Annotated in this window: 16 protein-coding genes, 2 tRNA genes and 1 pseudogene; 11 read left to right on the top strand and 8 right to left on the bottom strand. The window is 47.4% G+C overall.

Features of this window, described 5'->3' with window-relative positions:
- Positions 1–28: 28 nt before the first annotated feature.
- A complete protein-coding gene (locus tag M0R47_RS07005; RefSeq protein ID WP_292552301.1) occupies positions 29–673 on the bottom strand; it encodes a response regulator transcription factor in 645 nt (214 codons plus the stop codon).
- A complete protein-coding gene (locus M0R47_RS07000; protein ID WP_292552299.1) occupies positions 670–2007 on the bottom strand; it encodes a histidine kinase in 1338 nt (445 codons plus the stop codon). The genes M0R47_RS07005 and M0R47_RS07000 overlap by 4 nt, the downstream gene beginning before the upstream one ends.
- A 425-nt stretch (positions 2008–2432) precedes the next feature.
- Between M0R47_RS07000 and M0R47_RS06995 the strand changes: the two genes are divergently transcribed.
- Together M0R47_RS06995 and M0R47_RS06990 are read left to right on the top strand one after the other, a co-directional pair.
- A tRNA-Arg gene (locus M0R47_RS06995) sits at positions 2433–2509 on the top strand.
- Between the two features lie 16 nt (positions 2510–2525).
- A tRNA-Asn gene (locus M0R47_RS06990) sits at positions 2526–2601 on the top strand.
- Positions 2602–2862: 261 nt separating this feature from the next.
- Here the strand turns inward: M0R47_RS06990 and M0R47_RS06985 are convergent.
- Positions 2863–3012, bottom strand: a pseudogene (locus M0R47_RS06985) (IS256 family transposase); the annotation flags it as partial.
- A 334-nt stretch (positions 3013–3346) separates the two neighbouring features.
- On the opposite strand from M0R47_RS06985, the gene M0R47_RS06980 reads away from it, so the two are divergent.
- The 6 genes from M0R47_RS06980 to M0R47_RS06955 are packed head-to-tail and all read left to right on the top strand — an operon-like array spanning position 3347 to position 12025.
- Positions 3347–3472 (top strand): hypothetical protein, encoded by a 126-nt coding sequence (locus tag M0R47_RS06980; protein ID WP_292552296.1) that lies wholly within the window; start codon positions 3347–3349, stop codon positions 3470–3472.
- A gap of 13 nt (positions 3473–3485) precedes the next feature.
- Complete coding sequence (locus M0R47_RS06975; protein ID WP_292552293.1) at positions 3486–5615, top strand: class I SAM-dependent DNA methyltransferase; 2130 nt, start codon at positions 3486–3488, stop codon at positions 5613–5615.
- Positions 5615–6913 carry a restriction endonuclease subunit S gene (locus M0R47_RS06970; protein WP_292552437.1) on the top strand — a complete coding sequence of 433 codons (1299 nt, stop codon included), beginning with the start codon at positions 5615–5617 and terminating at the stop codon, positions 6911–6913. The genes M0R47_RS06975 and M0R47_RS06970 overlap by 1 nt, the downstream gene beginning before the upstream one ends.
- On the top strand, positions 6910–8283 hold the full coding sequence (locus M0R47_RS06965) for an AAA family ATPase (protein WP_292552289.1): 1374 nt from the start codon (positions 6910–6912) through the stop codon (positions 8281–8283). The genes M0R47_RS06970 and M0R47_RS06965 overlap by 4 nt, the downstream gene beginning before the upstream one ends.
- An 8-nt stretch (positions 8284–8291) precedes the next feature.
- A complete protein-coding gene (locus tag M0R47_RS06960; protein ID WP_292552287.1) occupies positions 8292–8951 on the top strand; it encodes a retron system putative HNH endonuclease in 660 nt (219 codons plus the stop codon).
- The gene (locus M0R47_RS06955; RefSeq protein WP_292552284.1) at positions 8948–12025 is read left to right on the top strand and encodes a type I restriction endonuclease; all 3078 of its coding nucleotides are present in this window, start codon (positions 8948–8950) and stop codon (positions 12023–12025) included. Before M0R47_RS06960 ends, M0R47_RS06955 begins: the two co-directional genes overlap by 4 nt.
- A gap of 195 nt (positions 12026–12220) precedes the next feature.
- On the opposite strand, the gene M0R47_RS06950 is transcribed toward M0R47_RS06955, so the two are convergent.
- The 4 genes from M0R47_RS06950 to M0R47_RS06935 form a co-directional block, all read right to left on the bottom strand.
- Entirely contained in the window at positions 12221–13795 is a 1575-nt protein-coding gene (locus M0R47_RS06950; RefSeq protein ID WP_292552283.1) for a nuclease domain-containing protein, read from the bottom strand.
- A 5-nt stretch (positions 13796–13800) separates the two neighbouring features.
- Positions 13801–16056 carry a hypothetical protein gene (locus tag M0R47_RS06945; protein ID WP_292552281.1) on the bottom strand — a complete coding sequence of 752 codons (2256 nt, stop codon included), beginning with the start codon at positions 16054–16056 and terminating at the stop codon, positions 13801–13803.
- Between the two features lie 85 nt (positions 16057–16141).
- Positions 16142–17413 (bottom strand): NYN domain-containing protein, encoded by a 1272-nt coding sequence (locus tag M0R47_RS06940; protein ID WP_292552278.1) that lies wholly within the window; start codon positions 17411–17413, stop codon positions 16142–16144.
- A 1218-nt stretch (positions 17414–18631) separates the two neighbouring features.
- Entirely contained in the window at positions 18632–19714 is a 1083-nt protein-coding gene (locus tag M0R47_RS06935) for a WYL domain-containing protein (protein WP_292552276.1), read from the bottom strand.
- A 212-nt stretch (positions 19715–19926) separates the two neighbouring features.
- Between M0R47_RS06935 and M0R47_RS06930 the strand changes: the two genes are divergently transcribed.
- From M0R47_RS06930 to M0R47_RS06920, 3 genes are all read left to right on the top strand, one after another.
- On the top strand, positions 19927–20118 hold the full coding sequence (locus tag M0R47_RS06930; RefSeq protein ID WP_292552274.1) for a hypothetical protein: 192 nt from the start codon (positions 19927–19929) through the stop codon (positions 20116–20118).
- Positions 20119–20179: 61 nt separating this feature from the next.
- Positions 20180–21799: a hypothetical protein gene (locus M0R47_RS06925; RefSeq protein WP_292552271.1), complete on the top strand. Its 1620-nt coding sequence runs from the start codon at positions 20180–20182 to the stop codon at positions 21797–21799.
- A 23-nt stretch (positions 21800–21822) separates the two neighbouring features.
- Complete coding sequence (locus M0R47_RS06920) at positions 21823–23259, top strand: hypothetical protein (RefSeq protein ID WP_292552270.1); 1437 nt, start codon at positions 21823–21825, stop codon at positions 23257–23259.
- Positions 23260–23391: 132 nt separating this feature from the next.
- Here the strand turns inward: M0R47_RS06920 and M0R47_RS06915 are convergent, their stop codons facing one another.
- Positions 23392–23664, bottom strand: a complete 273-nt coding sequence (locus M0R47_RS06915) for a hypothetical protein (RefSeq protein ID WP_292552267.1) — start codon at positions 23662–23664, stop codon at positions 23392–23394.
- Positions 23665–23684 lie beyond the last annotated feature (20 nt).

The raw sequence follows: 23684 nt of genomic DNA, 5'->3' as shown, positions 1-23684 counted from the left end.
GGTAATGGCTGCGCGATGCGCAGCCTGCTCAATTCTTCATTACTCCCAGAACCATCGCAATATGCGCCAGTTCGGCGACGCTTGAAACGTTAAGTTTACTTCTTATTCGCGTGCCGTAATTGGCGACGGTTTTATAGCCCAGGCATAGTTCATCGGCTATTTTATGGCCAGTAAAGCCTTTCGCCAGCAGCAGGAATACGTCGAATTCTCTGGCGGACAGGGAATCTACGATGGTTTGGTAATCGGTCTCGCTAGCTTGTGCAGGCATGTTTTTCATCAAAGCATGCTCTATATAAATCTCGCCTGCGGCTATTTTTTGTATCGCCGTTACCAAAATGTCGGGGGCGCTGTTTTTGGTGATATAGCCTTTGGCACCGGCATTCATGGCTCTATCTACATAAACCATTTCATCGTGAACGCTAAAGACCAGTATTTTGGCGCCACTGTCTCGGTTGCAGATGCGGCGTATGCTTTCCAGTCCGCCGATGCCGGGCATTGATAAGTCCAGCACCATTACATCGGGTTGTTGCTCCAGATACAGCTGGCAAGCCGCTTCGCCACGCTCGGCTTCGGCGATCACGTCAATATTGGCCTCGGCCGACAGCAACATCCGAAAACCTGCGCGCACTACAGCATGGTCGTCAACGAGGATCACTTTTATCTTGTCGCTCATGATAACGGAATGGTTGCGGTGATAGTCATGCCCAGCTGCGGCTGAGTCTGTATGGTGAAGTTGCCGCCCAGGCTGTTGATTCTTTCCCGCATGCCCAATAAGCCGAAACCGGTTTTAATCCTGTTGGCGGCGCAGCCTTGGCCGTTGTCGGTTACCTGTAGCCGCAGCTTTGGCCCTGTGTCGGTTTGATGCTCAATTTCCAGGCTAATTGCGGCTTGGCTTGCTTGGGCATGCCGTACGATATTGGTCAGGCATTCCTGCACGACTCTAAATATTTGAATGCTGATCTTTTGCTCCAGATCATCGACCTCGTCAGGGCAGGTAATGGTGAGTTTTAACTCCGGGTTTCTCATTGACCAGTGGTTTAACAGGTCTTCCATGGTCGCTTTGAGTCCCAGCTCCGTTAATACCAAAGGATGCAGTTGATGCATCATCGAACGCACTACGGTCATTAAATGATCGCAGATACTGATGATGGAGTCGGTAGCCTGTTTGATGTCGGTCCTTGCTTCGGTTGGGGAGCGCCCAGTGGTTACTGCCATGACTTTAATGGCAGTCAGCGATTGTCCCAGTTCATCATGCAATTCCTGAGAGAGCCGTTGCCGTTCGTCTTCCTGTATTGCCAGGGTGTGTTGGGTTAATGCACGGTTTTCCTGTTGGCTGGCACTCAGCTCACCGGTCATGTGATTGATGGCTTTGGCGATACTGTCATATTCCTGGATCGAAAAATCGGGTAGTTTTTGCTGGTACTGTCCGGTCTCAATGACTTTTAACGCCTCGACAATCACTGCAATGGATTTAAGGGCTTTGTTAAAAGCCAGGTTGACGGTCAAAAAGGTAAATAATGTTAGCAGGAAAAACGAACTAAAAGAGGCGATGCTTTCTTGCCACACTTCAGTAATTTCATCTAGCGGGTTGGCCTGAATAACCAAGGTGATTTGTTCGCCGTTAAAGCTAGTGATTTGATGCTCAACTTTGGGGTAATGAACTGCAACCAGATCGATAAACCATCGCGGGGGCAGTTCGACATTATTGGTTTGTCGATTTCCATGGGCAAAACTGATGATCTGTCCTGAAGGTTCTTTTAGTTGAATGCTTAAGTGCCGGGTCTGATTTAGGGAATTAAATTTCAGTAACCAATCGGTTTTATTAAGCGGAGTTTGTGAGGCTTGCGAAAAGCCGAATGTTATCAACTGGACAGCCAGATTGATGGACGAATCGATTTCCTTAGTCACAGCACCGCGCGCCTGCCAGATGGCTATCGATCCACCCAGTATCAGGATGCACAGGGAAGAGATCAAAATTCGTATATTAATTTGGTAGCGCAGACTCATAATTTTTCAAGGCTCGGGTTACTACAACATCGGGCTGATGGCATGCAAAAATAAGCTATTATTCATTTACACCGCGTTATTCGCCATAGGAAAAATTCTTTTTTTCATCAGTCCGAAAATTTATGACTACGAAGTCGCCTCTTATGTCAGCTTGCTACGATTGAGATAGTTGGCAAAATGCGCCAACGATTATAAAAGTAAGGTCATCCTATAAGAATGCAGAACCATCTCCCTGTATGCCATACAGATAAGGAAATTTTTACTGTTCAGCGGTGTCATGATTTATCACTAATACTCTGGTTTACTGTGGAGCACTAATCAGGGAATTAATAGCCCCAACGCTGATTCATCCAAATATTTGTAAATTGATTAAATTTACAGTTGACAGGGAAGTGCTGAAAACGCATAATAAGCGTCTCAGTAAGGCGCCCGTAGCTCAGCTGGATAGAGTACACGGCTACGAACCGTGCGGTCGGGAGTTCGAATCTCTCCGGGCGCGCCATACTGAAACAAATTATTCCCCTGTAGCTCAGTCGGTAGAGCGGATGACTGTTAATCATTAGGTCGGCGGTTCGAGCCCGTCCGGGGGAGCCAAAAAAATGAAGGGCTTGCAGCGTGCAAGCCCTTTTTTTTGTCCGTCTTCCGGTCAAGTTCCGGTCTTGGTAACGTTTTTCTCATTCAGGTCTAGCCAACTTGCCCCAAACGGCACCCGATATATGTTTTATTTTGGGTAATGCGAATAACTTTATGGCTCGCGTCAGGCTCTCGAAGAGTTGAAAAAAAGCGTTCAAAATTTGCCAGTTTTGCCAGAAATGAGCGTCATAACTTACCATAAGTATTTGTTATATTATGTTATTTTGCGTGCTCCAGATGTACGGTCATTCCAGCTTCCAGTGCCTGTTCCATCAATGCCTTGGTCAATTGCTTTAGCAGACCATTCTCGCCTAGCAGATCTTCGGCTTTTTGATAGCCCACCAACAGATTATCCAATAGTTTCTCTGAGATCGTTTTCTTATTCCTAGATAAAGTTGCAGCAGTTTCCTGCCTAAGAGCCGTTTACAAAAAATTTTTTACACCCTCTTGTGTTCCCAATATTGCCGCTCTGTTTTGATGCTTTGTTCCGACTCACTGCTGAATCGATGTCCATCAAACGGTCGTTTTCTGGACAGGTTTTGGAAACGACTTTGCAACTATTGAGTTTACCCAATTTCGCACGAATACTTGCCATCTCTTACCTTTCCGAGTATTTGCATAATGTGAGTCCTGAGCGATGTTTGTAGGTCGCCTGAGCAGTTCTGTCGACTTATTCTATAAGCCTATAGTAAGATAGGCGGCTGTTATGCCTCATCAAAATTTAACAGGCACAAATGGTCAATTTTCTATCGGCTTCAACAAAGAGATAGGCTTTACAATCATCACGGAACGAGCTATCCGCATTGGCTTTATCGAGAACCGCGCGATCTAGGACGACAAAATACATGGCACCTATCAACTTCCAGCAACTCGCCAACTTCATTTGGTCCGTAGCGGACCTTCTCCGCGGACCTTATCGACCACCGCAATATGAACGAGTGATGCTACCGCTTACTGTGCTACGCCGTTTCGATTGGGCGTTGGCACCCACTAAGGAAGCTGTACTAAAACGTCACGCGGAACTTAGCGCCAAAGGCATACAGAATATCGATGCTATCCTAAATAATGTGGCGAAGGATGATGATGGCAACGCGCTTGGCTTTCATAACCACAGTCAGCTCGATTTCTACAAACTTAAGGGCGACCCGGATAACATCGGCCGCCATCTGACCGACTACATTAATGGTTTCTCGGAAAATATCCGCAAGATTTTCGAGCGCTTCGATTTCGAGAAGGAGATCGAGAAGCTTGAAGAAGCCAATCGCCTCTATCAGGTGGTTGCCCAGTTCGCCGAGATTGACTTGCATCCGAAACGGGTCGACAACATCACCATGGGACTGGTATTCGAGGATTTGATCCGGCGCTTTAATGAGGCGGCGAACGAAACGGCCGGTGATCACTTCACCCCTCGCGAGGTGATCCGGCTGATGGTCAACCTGTTGTTGGAACCCGACACGCGTGTGCTTACGCAGGAAGGCGTTATCGCCACGATTTGTGACCCTGCTTGCGGCACTGGCGGAATGCTGGCGGAAGCGCAGAACTGGATTCGCGCCCATAACGAACAGGCCACGGTTAAGGTCTATGGGCAAGACTATAATCCGCGCTCTTATGCCGTCGCCGCATCCGACCTGTTGATCAAAGGCCATCGCGATAGCCGCATCGAGTACGGCAATACCCTTACCAACGATCAATTCCCGGATATGTGGTTCGATTACCTGCTGGCCAATCCACCTTTTGGCGTGGACTGGAAAGGCGAGAAAAAAGAGATTGACCGTTGGCCCGATTTCCGCGGTTACAAAGGCAAGCTGCCACGCATTAATGACGGCGCTTTGCTGTTTTTGATACACATGATCGATAAATTCGCTGATTATGAACTGGGGAATAAAGATTTACCAGGCTCCCGCGCTGCCATCGTCTTCAATGGCTCGCCGCTGTTCACCGGTGGAGCGAATAGCGGCGAAAGCGAAATACGTCGCTGGATTATCGAAAATGACTGGCTGGAAGCCATTTTCGCCCTACCTGAGCAAATGTTCTACAACACCGGCATCGGTACCTTCGTCTGGGTACTCAGCAACCGCAAGGAACAACATCGCAAAGGCAAGATACAACTGATCGACGCCCGTGAGCGCTGGACGCCCATGAAACGCAGCCTTGGCAACAAACGCCGCTATCTGGACGAAGCCGCCATTCATGAAATCACCCGCGAGCACGGCGCGCTGACCGAATCCAATACCAGCAAGGTGTTCGACAATGCCGATTTCGGCTACCGGCGTGTCACCATCCTGCGCCCATTGCGTTTGCGCTTCCAGATCACGCAGGAAGCCAAAGAACGCTACCTCGACACTTGCCCCGAACTGCTCGATGCCGTGCTGGCAGTGGAAGATAAATTAGGTGGTGAGCAGTATGACGACTGGAACCAAGCTTGGGAAGCTGTACAGAAAATCGTCAAAGCCCTACCGGAAGACGTGGAAGGTTGGGCCAAAGGAGCCAAAGGCACCGCTCAGAAAAAATTGTTCCGGGACGCATTCACTGAGGTCGACTCCGAGGCCAAGCCGGTCATCGCTAAACATCACAAAATCGACGAATTGGATATTGTCTCTCTGTTCCCCAACCAGACTCTGCCCGAGCTAAAGCAAGGCGAGTTGCAATCTCTGCTGGGACTCTATGCCGATAGTAAAGGCATACATATCGAATACGAGTCCGACCCCACGCTGAAAGATTTTGAAAATATCCCACTCAAGGAAGACATTGTTAGCTTTGTCCTACGCGAGGTATGGCCCTATATTAACGATGCCTGGATTGATCGCGAAACTTTGGATGAACTGGATGGTGGCATTGGTAAAGTGGGCTATGAGATTAATTTCAACCGCGAGTTTTTCGAATACAAGCCACCGCGCCCGTTACATGAGATTGACGAGGAACTGGAGGCGGTAGAAAAGCGGATCATGACGCTACTGCGGGAGGTTACGGAGTGATGGTTGGCTCACGCGAAGGCGAGAAGACGAGGAGTATTGAAGAAGTCGAAAAACGCCTGAAATTTATTGCGCCACTCCGAAACGAGCGGACAGATGCGACTTCGGACCATACCGATTACTTGGGCCTAGAAAATATTCAGTCATGGACAGGAAAGCTTTTGCTCAATACGTCTTCTGATAGCTCCGAGAGTGATGACTCTGCAAGCGGAACCGCCAATGTTTTCTATTCAGGTGATGTGCTTTTCGGGAAGCTGCGTCCATATTTAGCGAAAGCCATTCATACTGATAAAGATGGAGTATGCAGTACTGAATTGCTAGTTTTAAAGCCACAACCGGACATTCATCCGCGCTTTTTGCTTTACTCGATGCTGGCGCCGGATTTCGTCGGCCTGGTGGATGCCTCGACCTTCGGCGCAAAAATGCCTCGTGCAAACTGGGACTTCATTAGTTCAATTAAGCTCCCTGTTCCTGCTTATGAAACCCAACACCTGATCGCCGACTACCTCGATCGGGAAACCGCCCAGATCGATGCGCTACTGGCGGAAAAGAAAATCATGCTGGCCCTGCTGGAAGAAAAGCGCGCCGCCCTCATCAGTAGCACCGTCACCCGTGGCCTCAGTCCCAATGCCCTTCTCAAACACTCCGGCCTCGACTGGCTGGGGGATATTCCGATGCATTGGGAAATATGGAAGTTGAAGCACGTAGTTTTCAAGATTGGAAGTGGCATCACGCCAAGAGGTGGTGCAGAGTCGTATCAAACTGAAGGTGTACCACTGCTTAGAAGCCAGAACATTCATTTCGATGGCTTACGAATGGACGATATTGTTTTTATCGATGACGAGACGCACGAGTCCATGACCAATAGCAAGGTGTCCAACGGGGATGTTTTGATCAATATTACTGGGGCTTCAATTGGTCGCTGCTTCTACGTTGAAGATATGCAAGGGGAAGCAAACGTTAATCAGCATGTCTGTATCATAAGACCATTAGAGCAAATTCAAACCAAATTCTTATATTTCACGCTTCGGTCTGAAATAGGCCAGCATCAGATTAATCTATCTCAGTCGGGAAGTGGGCGCGAAGGCCTTAATTTTGAGTCACTCGGAAACTTCATTGTCTTAATTCCACCGCTAAATGAGCAAGTTGCTATTACCCAGTATTTAGAAATTTCAGGGCAGAGAAGCTCTGTATTGCTTGCGGAAATACGCAACTCTATCGATCTTCTCAAAGAACGTCGCGCCGCCCTGATTACCGCCGCTGTGGCCGGCCAGATTTCCATCGAGGAGATGCGTTCATGAAGCTGGAGCGTGTAACACTCGCCAATTTTCGAGGCTACGATCAAATTGATCTCCAATTCGAAGCCGATGTAACAGTAATTGCTGGAGTGAATGGTGTCGGAAAATCCGCGCTTTTAGGTGCAATAGTTAAAGCAATGTCTTTGGTACTTCCTCACATTACGCCATCACAAGAAAAAGTAATTGGATTGGCAGATACCGACGTCAAGTCTGGGAAGGATAACTTGGCCTTGTCAATTCTGTTGAACACCTCAAAAGCTAATATTTATGTCGATATAGCAAGGTCAGCTGCAATAAGTGCTGCAAGAGCAGAGGAACTTACAATTCGCCGGGATAAACTGAGATTTGCGACCAGAGAAACCAAGAAGAGGTCGAAGGAAGAACAGGAAATCAAGGATGAAATTAGTCGGATAGAAATTCAACTAGCCTCAGTCGAAGACGTGCCAACCGTGCGCATCCTGCCCAAGGAATCACATACCAGCCAGAGCCCGATTGTCGACACATTGGAGACCGAGGGGGCGCAGCCAATTGCTGTCTTTTATTCGACCTCCCGCTTTCTTTCTCGGTTACCGCCCAGCCTGAAAGCCAAAGCTATTAAAATTGCTACGGCGTACGACAAAGCGCTGGATCAGTTGGAAGTGTCGCTGAACGACTTTGCCAACTGGTACCGAGTGCTGGCAGAAGAAAATCAGTCAACACGTGTAGCAAGAATGTTCCAGCAACTTGAAGCTGCAATCGCTACATTTCTGCCTGATGTGAGCAGTCTTAGCCTGCACTCTGAACGTCCACCCAGGTTTAGCGTACAAAAAAACGGTTCAACTTTCTTTTTAGAGCAACTTTCCGACGGTGAATGCGGCCTGCTGGCACTGGTATTTGACCTCACCCGCCGTTTGGCTATTGCCAACCCGGTAAGCGACAATCCCATCGCTGATGGCGTGGCGCTGGTGATGATCGACGAGATTGAATTGCACCTGCACCCGAAATGGCAACGTCAAGTTGTCAGAAGGCTTCGGGATGTTTTCAAAAACTGCCAATTTGTCATCACAACTCACTCCCCTCAAGTGATTGGGCAAGTAAATGCAAAAAAGCTGCGTTTATTGAGTCACGATAACGCGGGAAAAGTCATTTTGACTGAAGTTTCACAGGCGTTTGGCATGGACAGCAGCTGGGTTTTGCAGAATATCATGGGGGTGCCTGCTCGGGATTACGAAACAGAGCAGGAACTCTCGAAAGTTTTTGACGCGATTGACAAAGGTCAGTACGAAGCCGCTCGCGCCCTTGCAGAAAGAATGAAGGTAGCGATCGGCGATTTTCCTGATTTGCAGGAAGCGTTTGCAATATTAGATCGGTTTGAATTGCTGGAGCTAAGATGAGAAGGGTTGTGAAGACACATGCGCCGAAAGAGTTAACCGAGTGGCGTGATGGCAATAAAGACCACAATCATTCTTACAAAGCCTTGTCGGGAACGGAGGCTCATCGTAAGCTCAAGGACAAGTTGCTTAATGAGCAAGGCAAAATATGTGCATACACTGGTCTAGCCATAACTAAAGAGTCTTCACACATTGAACACATTAAACCCCAAAACCAATGTGCGGATTGGGAGGATGTCGATTACAGGAATGTTGTTGCTTGCTTTCCGGCTGAAGGAGGGGATACATCATATGGATATGGAGCGCCATTAAAGAATGGATGGTGGGATGAGCAGTCCTTTATTTCACCGCTCTCAGAGGATTGTGAGCGACGTTTTACATTCGCATGGAGTGGCCGTATTCACCCAGATCCTGATGATCATGAAGGGGCTAAAGAAACAATCAAAATCCTCGGCCTTGATAATGATGGGCTGCGGCAGCTAAGAAAGTCCCGGATTGGCGGTTTTTTTGGCTTTGGCCTTCGAACCCGTTCAAAACCATTGTCAATTGCCGAAGCCAAAATAGCGCTTGCAAATATCGACCAATTTGATGGTAACGGGCGGCTGAAAGAGTTCTGCTTTGTATTGAAGCAGTTGTTGCCTAGATATATTGCGCAAGGCGATGGAAAATGAAACAAACCAGCGAAGCCGCCTTTGAAACCGCCATCGAGTCAGTATTATTGGCTGATGGCTATCAGACGTTTCTGTCCGGCGATTTCGACCGTGAACGAGCCATTTTTCCAACAGCGGCGCTGGATTTTATCCGCGCAACTCAAGCCAAGACCTGGGAGAAGCTGGAAGCCCTTCATGGCGATGAAACCGGCGAACGGGTTTTGCAAGCATTGTGCAAATGGCTGGATACCCATGGCGTTCTGTCCACCCTGCGCCATGGATTCAAGTGTTTTGGCAAGAAATTGCGTATTGCGTTTTTCCGCCCGGCCCATGGTCTCAATCCAGAGTTGGAGGTACGCTATCAAGCCAATCGCTTAGGCCTAACCCGGCAACTGCATTTCAGCCCAAAGAATGAAAAATCACTGGATGTGGTGCTGTCGATCAACGGCATTCCGGTGGTAACGCTGGAGTTGAAAAACCCACTTACCGGCCAAACGGCGGCCAACGCCATTCATCAATATCGCCACGACCGTGACCCGCGCGAACTGATCTTTCAGTTTACCAAACGCACACTAGTACATTTTTCGGTGGATACCGAAGAAGCACATATGACGACTCGCCTAGCGGGAACCAGCACACACTTTTTGCCCTTCAATCGTGGCAATCAGGGTGGTGCGGGTAACGAGCCTGACAAGGCTGGCCGTAACTACAAAACAGCGTATTTATGGGAAGAGGTTCTATCTCGTGACAGTTTGCTCGATCTCCTGGCGCGTTTTCTTCATCTGAATATTGAAGAAAAAATGTCAGAGGATGGCAAAAAAATCCGTAAGGAAAGCATGATCTTTCCCCGTTACCATCAGCTGCAAGCTGTGCGGCAAATGGTCATTACGGCAGTGAGTGAGGGGGTTGGTCATAACTATTTAGTCGAACACTCTGCCGGTAGCGGTAAGAGTAATACCATTGCTTGGCTGGCTCACCGGCTTTCCAGTTTGCATAGTGCAGCGGACGAACGCATTTTCGACAGTGTTATCGTCATTACCGATCGGGTGGTACTTGATCGGCAATTGCAAAACACCATCTATCAGTTCGATCATCGGCAAGGTGTAGTGCAAAAAATCGATGAAGATTCCCGGCAATTAGCTGAAGCACTCGAATCCGCTGTGCCGATTATCATCACCACCTTACAGAAATTTCCTTTTGTGTCTGGACAGCTGGCTAAATTGAACGAGGAGCGTGGCGAGACTGGTAGTCACTTACCCACCCGACACTATGCGGTGATTATCGACGAGGCACACAGTTCGCAATCCGGCGAAACTGCCACGGAACTTAAAGGCGTACTTGGCGGGGCTGAACTGCGCCGCAAGGCTCAGGAACTGGCAAAAGAGGAGGGTGAGGCTGAGTTGGAACGGCTGTATCGAGCAATGGCTAAACGTGGCCAACAAGCCAATATGAGCTTCTTCGCCTTTACCGCTACACCTAAGCATAAAACCCTGAAAATCTTTGGCCGTAATGGCGAGCCGTTTCATCGTTATACGATGCGCCAAGCGATTGAGGAAGGGTTCATTGAAGATGTGTTACGTAATTATGTGACCTACAAAACCTACTACAAGCTGATCAAAAAAGCGGAAGATGACCCCAACGTAGAGCGCAAAAAAGCAGCCAAAGCGCTGGCTCGTTTCATGCGGCTGCACCCACATAACATTGGCCAGAAGACGGAAGTCATCGTTGAGCACTTTCAGCACTTCACCCGACACAAGATTGGTGGACATGCCAAGGCCATGCTGGTAACCGGTTCGCGACTGGAGGCAGTGCGATATAAACAGGAGTTCGATCGTTATATTAAGGAAAAAGGCTACTCTATTAAAAGTTTGGTGGCATTTTCAGGTACTGTCGAAGATGAAAAGTGTCCGGAAAAGACTTATACCGAAGTCGAAATGAACAATGGACTAAAGGAAAAAGAGCTGCCGGATACCTTTGCAAAGCCCGATTTCCAAGTACTGTTGGTGGCTGAAAAATATCAGACGGGTTTCGATCAGCCACTGCTGCACACTATGTATGTGGATAAACGACTTGCCGGTATCCAGGCTGTGCAAACGCTCTCTCGCCTAAACCGCACACATCCGTTAAAGGACGATACATTTATTTTGGATTTCGTTAATGACCCTACCGAAATACAAGAGGCATTTCGCCAATATTACGAAGGGTCGGTGATGGGCGAAGAAGTCGATCCTGACCGGCTCTATGAGGTAAAGGCAGAGCTTGATGCTTCATCGATTTATCTTCAAGAAGAAGTCGATGCGTTTGCCAAGGTGTTTTTTGCACCTAAACGCCGCCAGAGCCCATCCGACCATAAAACGATGAATGTGATTTTGGATCAGGCTGTTGCCCGATTTGCCGATTTGCAAAAATCTGAAGAGGAAGCAGCTGAACTTTGGCGGGGCAAAATTCAGGCGTTTAGAAACCTGTATAGTTTTTTAAGTCAGGTCATTCCTTATCAGGACAGCGACCTTGAAAAACTATTTACCTATTTACGTCATCTGGCTTTAAAGCTGCCGAAGCGAAAAACTGGAGCCGGATATCAATTCGATGAAGAAATCGACTTGGAATACTATCGCTTACAAAAGATTAGTGAAGGATCTATTAGCCTCAATGATGGGTATGCCAAACCGCTCGATGGCCCTCGAGAAGTGGGCACCGGAATGGTCAGAGAGGAACAGGTTTCGCTTTCTCGACTCATCGATATTATTAACCAGCGTTTTGGCGGCGATTTGAACGAGGCCGATCAATTATTTTTCGACCAGATTACCGAATCGGCTACCCAAAATGAATCGTTGAGAAAAGCTGCAGAGGTCAATTCGCTGGACAAATTTCAGCTAGTATTCAGGCAAGTGCTAGAGTCTTTATTTATCGAGCGTATGGAACTGAACGAGGATTTATTTACGGATTACATGAGTAAACCCGATTTGCAGGAGCTTGTTTCCAAGTGGCTCGGCAGTCGAGTGTATGAGCACTTGTCGACGCAAAAGAAATGTTCATCACCATCCGTAATTTATCAGGGAACCGAAGATATCAACATTGAAAGGTTGCCACTCTAGTGGTGTTGTGTGAACATCCGTTATCTTTGTAGATGTTAAGCCTAAGCTCAATCGGAGCTTAGGCTTTGTTCTTTAGGCAATCGCGTTTTGAAAGCGTGTTGGAATCGATTTCCGCGACTTTTCTTAGAAAATTAGGGTCAGGATGAGAATAGTGGCAGGTGGCCTTGTCGTCGCACAATTGGGTATTGGCGAACGCTACTGCGTCACTGTAAGCAGGCGAACCTCCGTCAGAATACTCTCAATCAACCGCTGGGCTGTTTTCACCGAAGAAAGCTCAATACATCCCACACCGTATTTCTTCCGATAGTCCCATGCAGCAAGGTCAGTCACCGCAGTAGTTGTAGGGACGAGCAGGAGAGACCACGTGGGAGGTTCTTCATCTTTTTTTATCGAGTCCCGATAGATGTGGGCCGAGCTCATAGCCTCCAATATGCTTTGGCGGGAAGCCCTGTATTTCGCATCAAGGGAAATGAAATGCACATGTTCTCCATTCTTAATTTCCAGCAGCAGGTCTGGACGTCGTTCGCGACTGATACTGTAGTAACCGTGACTCTTAGACGGGGAAATAGAAGGGGAGGTGAGCTGGTAGTAGAGTCGAATGCGCGTTTCACCACTTATACCTTCGGCGAACATGTCGACATGGGCGGATGATTTATGTCTTCGCCATTGATATTCGGAGAAAGCCTCTTCAAGAGACTTCGCCAGCACACAAAAGCACCAAGCCTCATAGATTTGCCATGTCGGACCGACGTAGAGCTTCTCTTCATTATCGAGCCGTGAGACACCACGTTTAAGAAGCTTTGCTCCGAATTGGTGGGCATGGGCGTAATGGGGGTGGCCTGATACGGCATTCAATCCTGCCGCACTAGGCTCCCGAGGTGTCACGCTAGCGAAAGGATGATGGCGAGCAATGTTGGTCAACTCTCGCCGGATCTCTTTCAAATATCGAAGTCGACGCGGGATACGGGTTAGCACTTCAGTTTCTGTCTCCGATGCCCGTTTGCGATAATTCTCCAGTTCGATGGTTACCCACTCGATAAGGCGGATGATGTCGAGTAACTGCCGTAGCAACTGCTGGTTTGCCGGGTTATCCACTGTGGGTTCGTTAAAAGGGACGTCTACAGTTGTGTCGTCGAGAAGAAGGTCTGGTGCGGCATTTCCTTTGGCAAGTGTCGCCACAGTCGCCAGAAGATTGGCATTACTGGCAAGTCGTTGAACGGTAGTGACATCCACATGGCGAGCAAGGTGAATCAGCAGCTTTTCACGGTAATGGGAAAGACGCGTTATCGGATCGGCGACAACCGCTCGCATGGCACGGATGTACCTGGGCATGATAGCCCTTAGCCGTGCATAGGCAATCCAAATACTGGTCAGTGAGGACTGCCCCGAGAGGCCTTGGGTAGCCGGCTCCGTCCCAAGGAGGAGTTCCGGTGCATAATCGGCGACTTCCTCTATGTATTGAACAAAAAGCGCCTGCCCGGCCTTATTGGGATCTGGACTGACGTCGAGAAGGAATTGATGCATGCTGTGTTGTCCCGGGACTTGAAGTTCGGCTACTACTTGACCAGCGTAGAAACCGGGTGACCACTCCCAGAAGAGTTCATCCGCATCTGATGGCAATGGTGCATCATCAACGAACAGTGCCATACTTCGGCTCGGCTTTTGAAATAGGTAGTAGCCTCTTTCCTGAAAGCCGGAGCACACTTGGCCGGGCACCGCTTCCCCGACCTTGCGCAGCACCTCGCCGTCCCGGACAAATACGTCAAGCATGGGAGCTAGCGCCAGAACCGCATGATTCCGGAATCGATCAAGTCCATCTTGAGCTGATTGACCTTGTTGGCGCTCTTGTTCAATTCGTGCCTTTCGAGAGCCTTAATGAGCTTATCCAAAGCGCTTCGCAGCCGCGCCGTTTCAGTACCCCGCAATTTGGGAAGCACCCGGGCATAGATCACCTCATCAAGGGTGCTGCGGATGGCGAAGGCTGGTGACGACTTCTTCGCTAGCCCCACATAATCCAGAACATCGTCCACGGTGCGCCAACCGAAATGGAGGCGCACAGGAGACAGCGCGTCTAGAAGATCCTGAAGGCATTTGCGAATCAATTCGATGGTCGATTGATCCAGTCCTCGGGAATTCCAGTTGGGATAATGGTCCAGATTGATATCCCAGAATTCCAAGGTAAAAGCGCGATCAAGCACTTTGTCAGATATCCCATGAGTGGTCTCATCCATATTGACTGTGCCGATGAAGGCCACATTGGTTGGGTACGGTATGAGGTTCGGCACACCGTCAAACGAAGCCCCCTCGTTATGAAGCCTCAGGGCATCGCCTGACTCCATCGCTGACAACACGGGCGCGAAATATTGCTCCGGATGCGAGAGGTTCATCTCATCCAGGATGATGATGAAAGGTTGCTCTGGATGTTGGTTTGCGCGTAGCAGCATGTCCAGCATGGCGGGCCGCCGGTAGTTCCCGGTACTGAGCGGATTCACATAGCCAAAAAGAGGCGTCGGATCATACCAGCCGGGCTGCACTGCCTGTATGAAGAGATTGGTCTCTGGTTTAGCATCAAACTGCTCGATGAGGGCCTGCGCATAGCTTTTTGCCAGAAGCGTCTTCCCAGAGCCGGAGAGGCCGGCCATAATTGCAAAGTGTCGGCGAGGGTGCGACCAGAGGCCACAGTGGAGCTGATGGATCAGAGAATCAAAAAAGGCAGAGCCCTGTTGGACTGATGCAACCACATTCGAAAAATTTACCTTGTCGATGTCGATGTCGAAGCCGCTTGCCGCAACAACCGGTGCCAGCGCCTCAATTTCTTCTTCCTTTACAAGATGCTCCGGTTCCCAATAAATCTGCTCGGCCCAATACTGGCCGCGCTCTGTAAGAACATACTGGGTTTGGTCCTGTAAGGCAATCAGTCCAAAATCGCGTAGCCATTTCACCAAGGCACTGGGCGCAAATTTGCTGGTCCAGCCAGGGTTAACCGATTGCAGCAGGGCCATTAATTCAGCACCGGTGGCGGTTTGTTGCTGTTTGAGGAGCCACAGGGCGTTGTCGAATCCGAGAATGCGGGTAATCAGTACTGGCACCAGCTCTTCAGGATCGTTCGTCTCCAGTAACGCCGCGCCTCGGGTCGTGGGGCTGATCATGTCTCCATCCTGTTGGATGACGAAGAATTCGTTTTTGAGGATGCTGAACAGAGTACTGAGGGAACTTTCGCGGTAGTCTGGAAACTCGCTCCGTAGATGATCCATTAGCTCCTGCTTGGCAACGCCATTCTCGACGAAGCTGATAGCGCTGATGATGGATGCCATGCCGCCATTGATGCTGGTGAGTCCCTTGCGGCGCTGGAGAGCTGGCAAGGGCTTGAGCTTCACCTGTCCGGGGGACACCTCCTCCTCAATAGCAGCCGATTCAGACCCCTTTTGCAGCACGCTACTGAACAACCGCCAAGGTATCGTCATTCGTTCCGCTAAGGCTTTCGGTTCGTCGTCCACCTCGCCGAGCACTTCCGCGAGGCGTTGGGTGATGTCTAACTGGTACTTCACCGGGCCCAGCTTAGGAGTGTGGTCCATCATCGCCCGGTGGCATTCAATAGCGCGGTTATTGGAGGCCAGGGTAGTGAAATGACGCGGGAAGAACGCAGCCATTACGCGCAGGATCTTCACGAGGGGGCGACGGTCGGAAAACTGCGCGATGCGCGCCGCCAATTGGTTGAAGAAGTCCTTGATGTGGGCTTCTTGTGCCTCATTGCCTTGGGGAAGTGGTTTTAGAGATTCCTCTGCAACCCAACGCCGAAAGGCTGCATCGTTGAGCGCCGCGCTGATGTTCACAGTTCCCATGCCCACATCACTGACCGCGTTCTCCTCCCAGATCATTTGGTGAAACTCACGTGAGGCGCGTGTGTCAAGATCGGCGGCTCGAATCTTTTCCAGGAAGTCGGCTAAGTTGTTGATCCATGCCGTTGAGCCCTGGTCAGCCAGCACTTGATTGATGGCTTTACGCAAGTCGTTATCATTTTTTAGGTCCATACCAATCTCTTTAATCTGTTGATGCGTTCACGTGGTGATCCGGCCACTTGTTAAAAGCGCGCTTTCTTCCTGCAGGAAGTCGTGCCTAGTTGATTGCACAAACTGTCTCGGGAATCATTGCTAACTCTTGTCCACCAACGCGACAAGACTGCCTTGCTTCTGAAATTAGTGTATCTAATTCCCCGTTTTGTTGATTCTGGAGCAGCAGTGGGGAGATACCTTCTTTCTTAAAAGGAACAGAAAATTCCTCAAGCCCAGATAGCAATCGACTTACCATGGCACGGTCAATTGCAAATAACACCTTCTCCATTGGGAGTGAGTTTATTTTCCAGTAAGTTTCGTCGCCATCTGGACCATGCTGGTTTTCAGTCTTTGTCATCAGTCCAGCTTTAAAAATCATGCTCATAACCTTTTTAACGTCGGCAGCAGTGAGATTTGTTGCGATGCTACTGGTAATTGCTAGCTCAGCCATTTCAGAACGAGTCATTGCGCCTAATTCACACAACCGGAAATAACAGTCTTCGATTATTGGTAATGGCAATGAGCGCCAGCCTTTTTTTCTTAAAATTGACCGGTATTGATCGACCAAATCCTGAGGAGCGAAGTCATTGGTAAGCCCTGGTTTTACATCGTGCGGTAAAACTCCGAAAGTTTTTTCATTGGAAAACGAGACAAGCCACGATTTACCGTTTTGATGTAGCTCGACAGTGTCCACTTGATTTACAAAGTCGTTGAATCCTTTAAAGCCCAATTTTTTTTCATCAAAAGCACTGTCAATATTCATCATGCGCGCTTTCAAAGCTGAGCAATTGGCCGGCTCATCAAAAGTTCCCAGTGCCTTTTCCAATAAGTCTGCTGCATCATCGAATGCGGAAGCGCGAATGGCTTCGTCAGTTTTTTCGGTACTATTTTCTCGCTCGAGATAGATAAATCGAGAACATGAGCTTTTAACTGACTCGCTAAGTGCTGAGCGTGGTCCTGCACCAATGACCTGTCGTCCCATTTCTCGAAGCCGTCTGAATAATGGACTGAAATCAGAATCACCCGTTGCCAGCGCAATCCATCGTAAATTTGGATCTCGCCAAGCATATTCCATCACGTCAACAACTATCTGAATGTCAGCTGCATTCTTGCCACTTATAGGGTGAAATGTATGTATTAATTCGAACCCAAGTCGGTTGAGTACGTTCTGATGTGGTGTCAGGCTAGGAAGTGTCCACTTCGCGTAAGCTCTTCTTACAATGATGGCGCCCATGGAAGTCAACTCTTCGATCAATTGCTCCAAGCCATCTTGCTTTATCCATTGGGTCAGGTTTTCTACGTCAACAAAAATCCCGACTTTGTCCATCGTCTGCATTTGCGATTCCTTGATGATTTTACGATTTAATATAGCCGCTAGTATAGGCTAGTTTAGGCAAATGGATTTATAGCTGCCAGTCTGATAACACTAGTGAAAGTTTTCATTTACCGCTTGTGAACAATTCAATCCATTTTTGTCGAAAGGCAACTAATGGTTGATAGGTGGACATTAGCTTTCTGCTTCGGAGCGGCAGGTTAGAGAAGATGAGGGACTGTAGCCGTATTGTATGATTGCAAAAAAAAGCCTAAGCTCAATCCGAGCTTAGGCTGCCTTGCTTTAGGCAATCGCGTTTGAGATCTTATTAGCGATACTATCCGAAACCCTTCTTGAGGTTTCATCGCCCAGATGCACATAGCGGCTGGAGCTCTTAAGCTTATAGAAATAGCCTGCAATTCTGTGGTGGCAATCTAGTCGAGCCGTCGGTTCTGCAGTAGTGGCGACAGGCGAATGCGCAGTTTACTTTCATCGCTGCAAGCTGAGCGCTTGCTCGCAATTTTGGGTCATCCGTTAAAGTCGAGCCTCCATATCAGACTTACAGGAGCATGTTCGTTCTGAGATGACAATCTACCTGCGTTCAAAGCAGGCCACTATCAACTAACCGCTTAGCTCCACAGCATCACTTCAAAAAACTATGGTACCGTCTGGACGTCGGGTTCAGTCTTTCGCGAAGGCCGCAGTTCGGCCATAACCGATCTATCAATAATGTCAGATTAACGGCAGGTGAATGTTCGATAACAGTCATTCAACGACAACATTGGGGTTAAGCAACGGCCACAGCAGGACATCCGCTTGAACGACTGGTAGGCCCGGCCAGCAGGCCCATTGTGACGAGCGCTACGGTTGACAGCAATCCTGGCCACGAGAATGGCTGGCAGCGCAATGATGGAGAACAGCCACATGCGCAAGGCCATAAATTACCAAGCTCTCCATTGCGCACCACCATAGCTAGAAATTGTGGCTCAAAAACAATCAGTGCCAGCATCATGGGATTTTGCGTATAGCGATACCCCAACATAGCCGAAGCCACTATTGCGAGGGGATAGATTGCTACCCAGTAGATAAATATTGCGCGCTGTTTTACAGCTCGGGAAAATTTTCAGCCAAAAACGGTGTCGAGTTTACACGCACGGATACTTTCAATTCTGGTTTAGCCATTCAGGTTTTATCGCTTGTCATGCATGGGTTTTGATTACTGCAATTCCGACAACCAATCAACTACAGCACAGAGGATACAGTTTCCTCTTTTGGTAGGTATTGCTGATTGCATTTTGAAAGCGACTCAGCAATTTGTATCCTCAATTCTTCAGGAGCAAGCACTTCAATACGATCACATTCTCCTAAAATCCACCACCGTAATTGCCAAGTATTGGAAACATCAGCGGTAATTTCTCGGAACCCAGAGTCATTGGCCGGGCTTATTATTTGATTTTTGCTTAAACGAGTTTCTTCTAATATTAATGCCAAATGATCACATACCCGTGCTTTAAAATGGATGGTAGCAGCTGTACCAAAGTGCCCCTGTTTCTCGGCATAATCAGCTAAATCAAAGGCCGGGTGTTGACGACAGTCTTGCTCCAATATTTCGGCAGCTTGCATTCTATGTAATGCATATAGATAGACATCTTCGTAATCATTAGTCATTGCCGCAAGATAAGTTACAGGGCCGCGCTGTATTAAACCTAGAGGATGCAGGCGATATTCCTTTTCTTTTGCGTCGGGTCGATTGGTAGCTCGATACGTCACCCTTAACTGTTTTTCGTTCAATAAAGCGTCATGAACGATCACCAAAATTTCATGGCTAAGTTTTGGCGGAATCAATGGTTGTGCGGGCTGAATAACACAAAATTTTTCTGGCCACAGGGTGACTTGGCTTTTTTTGTGTAACTCCAATGTCTGATGAGCCTTGTTGAATATGTCGTTCAGAGAGCGAGTAAGTAACACGGGTAACGATTGACTTAGATAGCGTTCAACCATGACCAATGATAATGCTTCTGGCAAGGTTATTCCGCTGTTGGTTTGATTGTCTTTGCCAGCCCAGCGATAGCCATAAGCCAAGCCATTTAAAGGCTCACCTGCGAGGTTGCTATTGTCATTACATTCAAGTTGTTGATATGTTTCCAGTAATGATTTTAAGTCTCTGCGGATGTTGTGTACTTCAGCGGCATAGCCTTGATCCTTTATATCTTTGACTATTTCTGAAACAGTAACCCAGCGTTCCGAGCGGCCACTTAACCGGCGAATGGACTCCAACACCAGTAGCCGGCGTTGAACAATTGCTTGCGATTTTTGATCAGCCAAAACACCTCTCCTTGATTTCTACTTTCGACATTATTGATGGCGAACAAACATCGAATTGCTGCCGATTCATTTTTAACAGTAATTCGACCCTTACATATTTTGTAAGGGGCAGTGAGTAAGCTATATCAAACCAGAAAAAGATGCCATAAACAAAAATAAGGCCCCTACCCACAATGATCACCTTCCATTTGACCTATTTGAAGGCTACCCAAATGAAAGCAGCAAAGATAACACCGCTAACAATACAGCAATACGCAAAAATTTCCGACGAGATTGATGATGAAATTGACAGGGTTGTCCACGCCGGAATGCTTGCAGCCAAGTGTATAAAACATCCAGAATTTGGCGACATCATCCTTATTTCATCTACCACTGATGCCGATGTTTTAATGATTCACTTGTAATTCTCTAGTATCTCGAACGCTGTGCTTTATAATCAAACTTTCCAATTTAAACAGACTGTTTTTGGTCGAAGAACAAACTGAAGCAAACACTATGACACATTTACACCAACCTGTTGTGATCGATAGCGTCACGGGACTCATTTTCGATGAAACGACCGAAGACAAATTGGCTGATCAAGCGGCAATCGATTTATTCGACAACCAAGATGACGCTCAGAAAACTAGCGGTGTTATTGCTGATTTTGTTCACTCTTACAGTCGTCACAAAAATACCTTGCCGTTAGAGGTGTGGCTCGATCAAGAGTTTGCGAAATATCCGGATATTTGGGTTGATGATGCTGAACGGCACGAAACGGCATTAAAGGTTATTGAAACAGTACAAAAAAACAATAAGACCAAAGCCGATTTATATGCGCATTTCGACAAAGGCAAAAGCCGCGAATCATGGCTGGCGAATAAAATTGAGCAGGGCGCGAGTAGTGCGGGGGTTGCCAATGTGGGCAAATATGCACAAGACATTGATGAAGCCTTAGAACAAGCGACTACCACCATGAAGGACATTATTTTTAACAAACCTCAGGATGCAGGTGGCGATCTAATCGCTAACGGTAATTCCAATTTACACGGTCTCATTGCCGAAGCCGATTTAGCCAATCAATTTAATCTCAATGCAACGACTTCAAATTCAACACTAAAAGCAGAAGTATTAAGTTCTAACAAACTGCATTCGCACGACATTCAGATTAAAGATGCAACCGGCTCTGTACTGGAAAATATTCAAGTCAAGTTATATAAACCCGACAAGGAGGGTTTGAATAGTTTGATACAAAACATTAAATCCCACGATTATGACAAAAACACCACACTAATCGTCACCAAAGAACACGTTGCACCACTACGCGAAAAATTTCCCGATTTAAAAATCGACAGCCAATACGAACGTGACGGCGTAAAAATGGAAATGGACGAGTACGACTACCACATAGAATCGAAGAATCAGGCACAACAACAGGCAGAAACCAAACAATACGAATGGAACGATGCCAATCGCATGAATATTGCCAAGGAAATCGGCAAAAAAGCCTTAATTGGTGCGGCTTTTAACGCTGGTTTTCAAGGCGCACGTATTTTAGGCCGACGGGTATGGAATTCGCTGACAGGCAAAGAAAACCGCTCCGCTAATGAAGACCTGCAAGAATTTTTTGAATCGTCTATTAAAAGCACGGCAAATGTGGGCGTACAAGTCGCAGTTTCAGGAGCGTTGGTGGTAGCGGTAAAAAATGGGTGGCTAACAGTCCTGCAAGACACACCAGCGGGAAAAATTGCCAATATCGCTTACGTTGCAATGGAAAACGCAAAATGTTTATACAAATGTGCCAAGGGTGAAATGACCACTACTGAAGCCCTCGATGCAATGGGTAACACCACCAGCACAGCGGTGGGCGGCATTATTGGCGCGGTTGAAGTCGCAGCCTTGGGCCTAGCTTTTTCCGGGCCACTGGGCGCATTTGTTGGAGCGGTAATCGGTGGGATTGCAGGCAATGCTATCGCCGAGCCACTCTATCATGCGGGTAAAGTGATTGTAAAAACGGCTGCAAAAGTTCTCCAATCAGCTTATGAAGGCACAACAACAATGGCAAAGGGCGTGTTTAACACGGTAACATTTGGCTTGTTTGCATAAATTATTATTTTTAAGAGAAAAACATGAGACCCATCAAATTTGATTTACCGCTTAACGGAACAAAAATCGCCTCATTAGAGCAACTGGAAGAAAATTTAACGCCTGAAATACTTGAGCCGTTTCGCTCAGGAAAATTAGCCAAATGGCTGCGAGCGCGTTCGTTGAATGAAAAAGCTGAGGCGGTTGAAGTATTGCTTGCCACTGATGTTCAAGATGAAGTGCCGTTATTCAAAAAGTTACGCGAAGTATTTGATCGTAAAGTTGATGAAGATGCTGCTCGTGAAATGATTAGAGACTATAAAACGTCTTCATCACAACATACAAGAGATGCAGAACCAGAAAAGGAAAAGCCTGAAGAGCAATCAATCAATACTACCCAAGATACAAGTGAGGCAGAACAACTTAAATTGTTTGAAGAAGGTGATGAAAACCAGCGTGCCGAACTTGCTGCTCGCCCAGATTTATTGGAAAAGCTGCAAAATAAATTTCTGCAAGATAAAGCAGAATCGGTATTAGTTGACCTCGCCAGCAATCCGTCTTTACTTGAAGAAGTGCAGGAAAAATTAGCCAGTACAGGCACGCCAGCAGTGCGGGAAGCATTAGCCGCTAATCCAAAACTTAGCGAAAAACAGCAAAACTACTTGGCAACAACAGGTAATAAGCAGGTGAAACATCAATTAGCAAGTAACTTCTCGCTCGTTGCTAAGCTTCAAGCTTTTTTGGTGGCTGATGAAGACTGGGAAATTAGAGCAGCTTTGGCAGATAATCCTTCGCTTGATGTTGCGTGCCAATCTCTTTTAATAAGGGATAGTGACATTGATGTAAGAATTTCTTTGGCACGCAATCTTTCATTAACAACGGATTTTCAAAAACAAATTGCAAACAGTGAGGAAGATAAAGTCATAGAGAGTTTAGCTGAGAATCCTTCTTTATCGGTAGAGCTGTTTGAGGAATTTGCACATAAAAATAGCTGGGAACTTATAAGGGCGTTGGTAAAAAATCCTTCATTACCTGAGTCTTTGCAAAGTTATTTAATTCAAGACAATAGCAATAGCGTTAGAGAAATCTTAGCAAAGAATCCTTCCCTGAAAGTTGCACAACAAGCGGAGTTGGCTAATATTGGCGATGTTAATGTTCGTCTAGCTCTATTGACGAACCTATCTCTTGATGAGTCAATGAAAACTCGAATAATGGACTCTTTCGACAAGGATGATTTAAGTTCTATGGAGAGAGAATTGGAGCGGGCTACCGAATATAGGGAACGTCGATTTTCAGAATGGTCTCAGGCAAATGATAAATATCAATCCTATGATCCCTTTAGCTTATTTGGCTCTGAGAAAAAATGGGAAGAATTAGGTAAAGAGGCTGATCGAACTCAAGATAGATATATTGAAGCGAGCGACGAGTGCACTGCCATTTATGAAAAGGTTCAACAGCTTAACGCTCTTCTGAAGTCTTAGGCCAATTAAGTCGAATTATCTCATTGAATGTAGCGAAATAACGTAACCCAACACACTGCTATTGCGGGGTTACGTTTTTTAAATGGCAAAGAAATCTAATCCAATCAATAAACCCCATTCAATCAAAATAGATCAATGGGTTAGAAAACACGCAAGTAAACAACCACATTGATGCCCCCGGCACTTTACCGCAAGAGCGATTAAAACAACCGTGAGAAAATTATGTCCAACACCGAAACCCTCTACACCAACATCCGCGCTCACATCGAATCCCACTACCCATTGTTGTATCTCGTCACCTTCGAAGAAAAACAAGCCGACCAACTTATTACCCAACTTGCCGTCGAAGACAAACGCAAAATCTGCGAGTGGAATCTGGCGCGAGGCGTGGTGAGTTTTGATCACAAACAACCGTTAGCCGATTA

Source organism: Methylobacter sp., assembly GCF_023227905.1.
Classification (GTDB): domain Bacteria; phylum Pseudomonadota; class Gammaproteobacteria; order Methylococcales; family Methylomonadaceae; genus Methylobacter_A.
This window is presented reverse-complemented; position numbering and strand designations above follow the sequence as displayed.

Coding starts and splice junctions, on each gene's coding strand:
- M0R47_RS06930 (WP_292552274.1), top strand. CDS start 19,927: ATGAAAGCAGCAAAGATAACACCGCTAACAATACAGCAATACGCAAAA.
- M0R47_RS06920 (WP_292552270.1), top strand. CDS start 21,823: ATGAGACCCATCAAATTTGATTTACCGCTTAACGGAACAAAAATCGCC.
- M0R47_RS06970 (WP_292552437.1), top strand. CDS start 5,615: ATGGTTGGCTCACGCGAAGGCGAGAAGACGAGGAGTATTGAAGAAGTC.
- M0R47_RS07005 (WP_292552301.1), bottom strand. CDS start 673: ATGAGCGACAAGATAAAAGTGATCCTCGTTGACGACCATGCTGTAGTG.
- M0R47_RS07000 (WP_292552299.1), bottom strand. CDS start 2,007: ATGAGTCTGCGCTACCAAATTAATATACGAATTTTGATCTCTTCCCTG.
- M0R47_RS06980 (WP_292552296.1), top strand. CDS start 3,347: ATGCCTCATCAAAATTTAACAGGCACAAATGGTCAATTTTCTATCGGC.
- M0R47_RS06940 (WP_292552278.1), bottom strand. CDS start 17,413: ATGCAGACGATGGACAAAGTCGGGATTTTTGTTGACGTAGAAAACCTG.
- M0R47_RS06975 (WP_292552293.1), top strand. CDS start 3,486: ATGGCACCTATCAACTTCCAGCAACTCGCCAACTTCATTTGGTCCGTA.
- M0R47_RS06950 (WP_292552283.1), bottom strand. CDS start 13,795: ATGCTTGACGTATTTGTCCGGGACGGCGAGGTGCTGCGCAAGGTCGGG.
- M0R47_RS06955 (WP_292552284.1), top strand. CDS start 8,948: ATGAAACAAACCAGCGAAGCCGCCTTTGAAACCGCCATCGAGTCAGTA.
- M0R47_RS06965 (WP_292552289.1), top strand. CDS start 6,910: ATGAAGCTGGAGCGTGTAACACTCGCCAATTTTCGAGGCTACGATCAA.
- M0R47_RS06945 (WP_292552281.1), bottom strand. CDS start 16,056: ATGGACCTAAAAAATGATAACGACTTGCGTAAAGCCATCAATCAAGTG.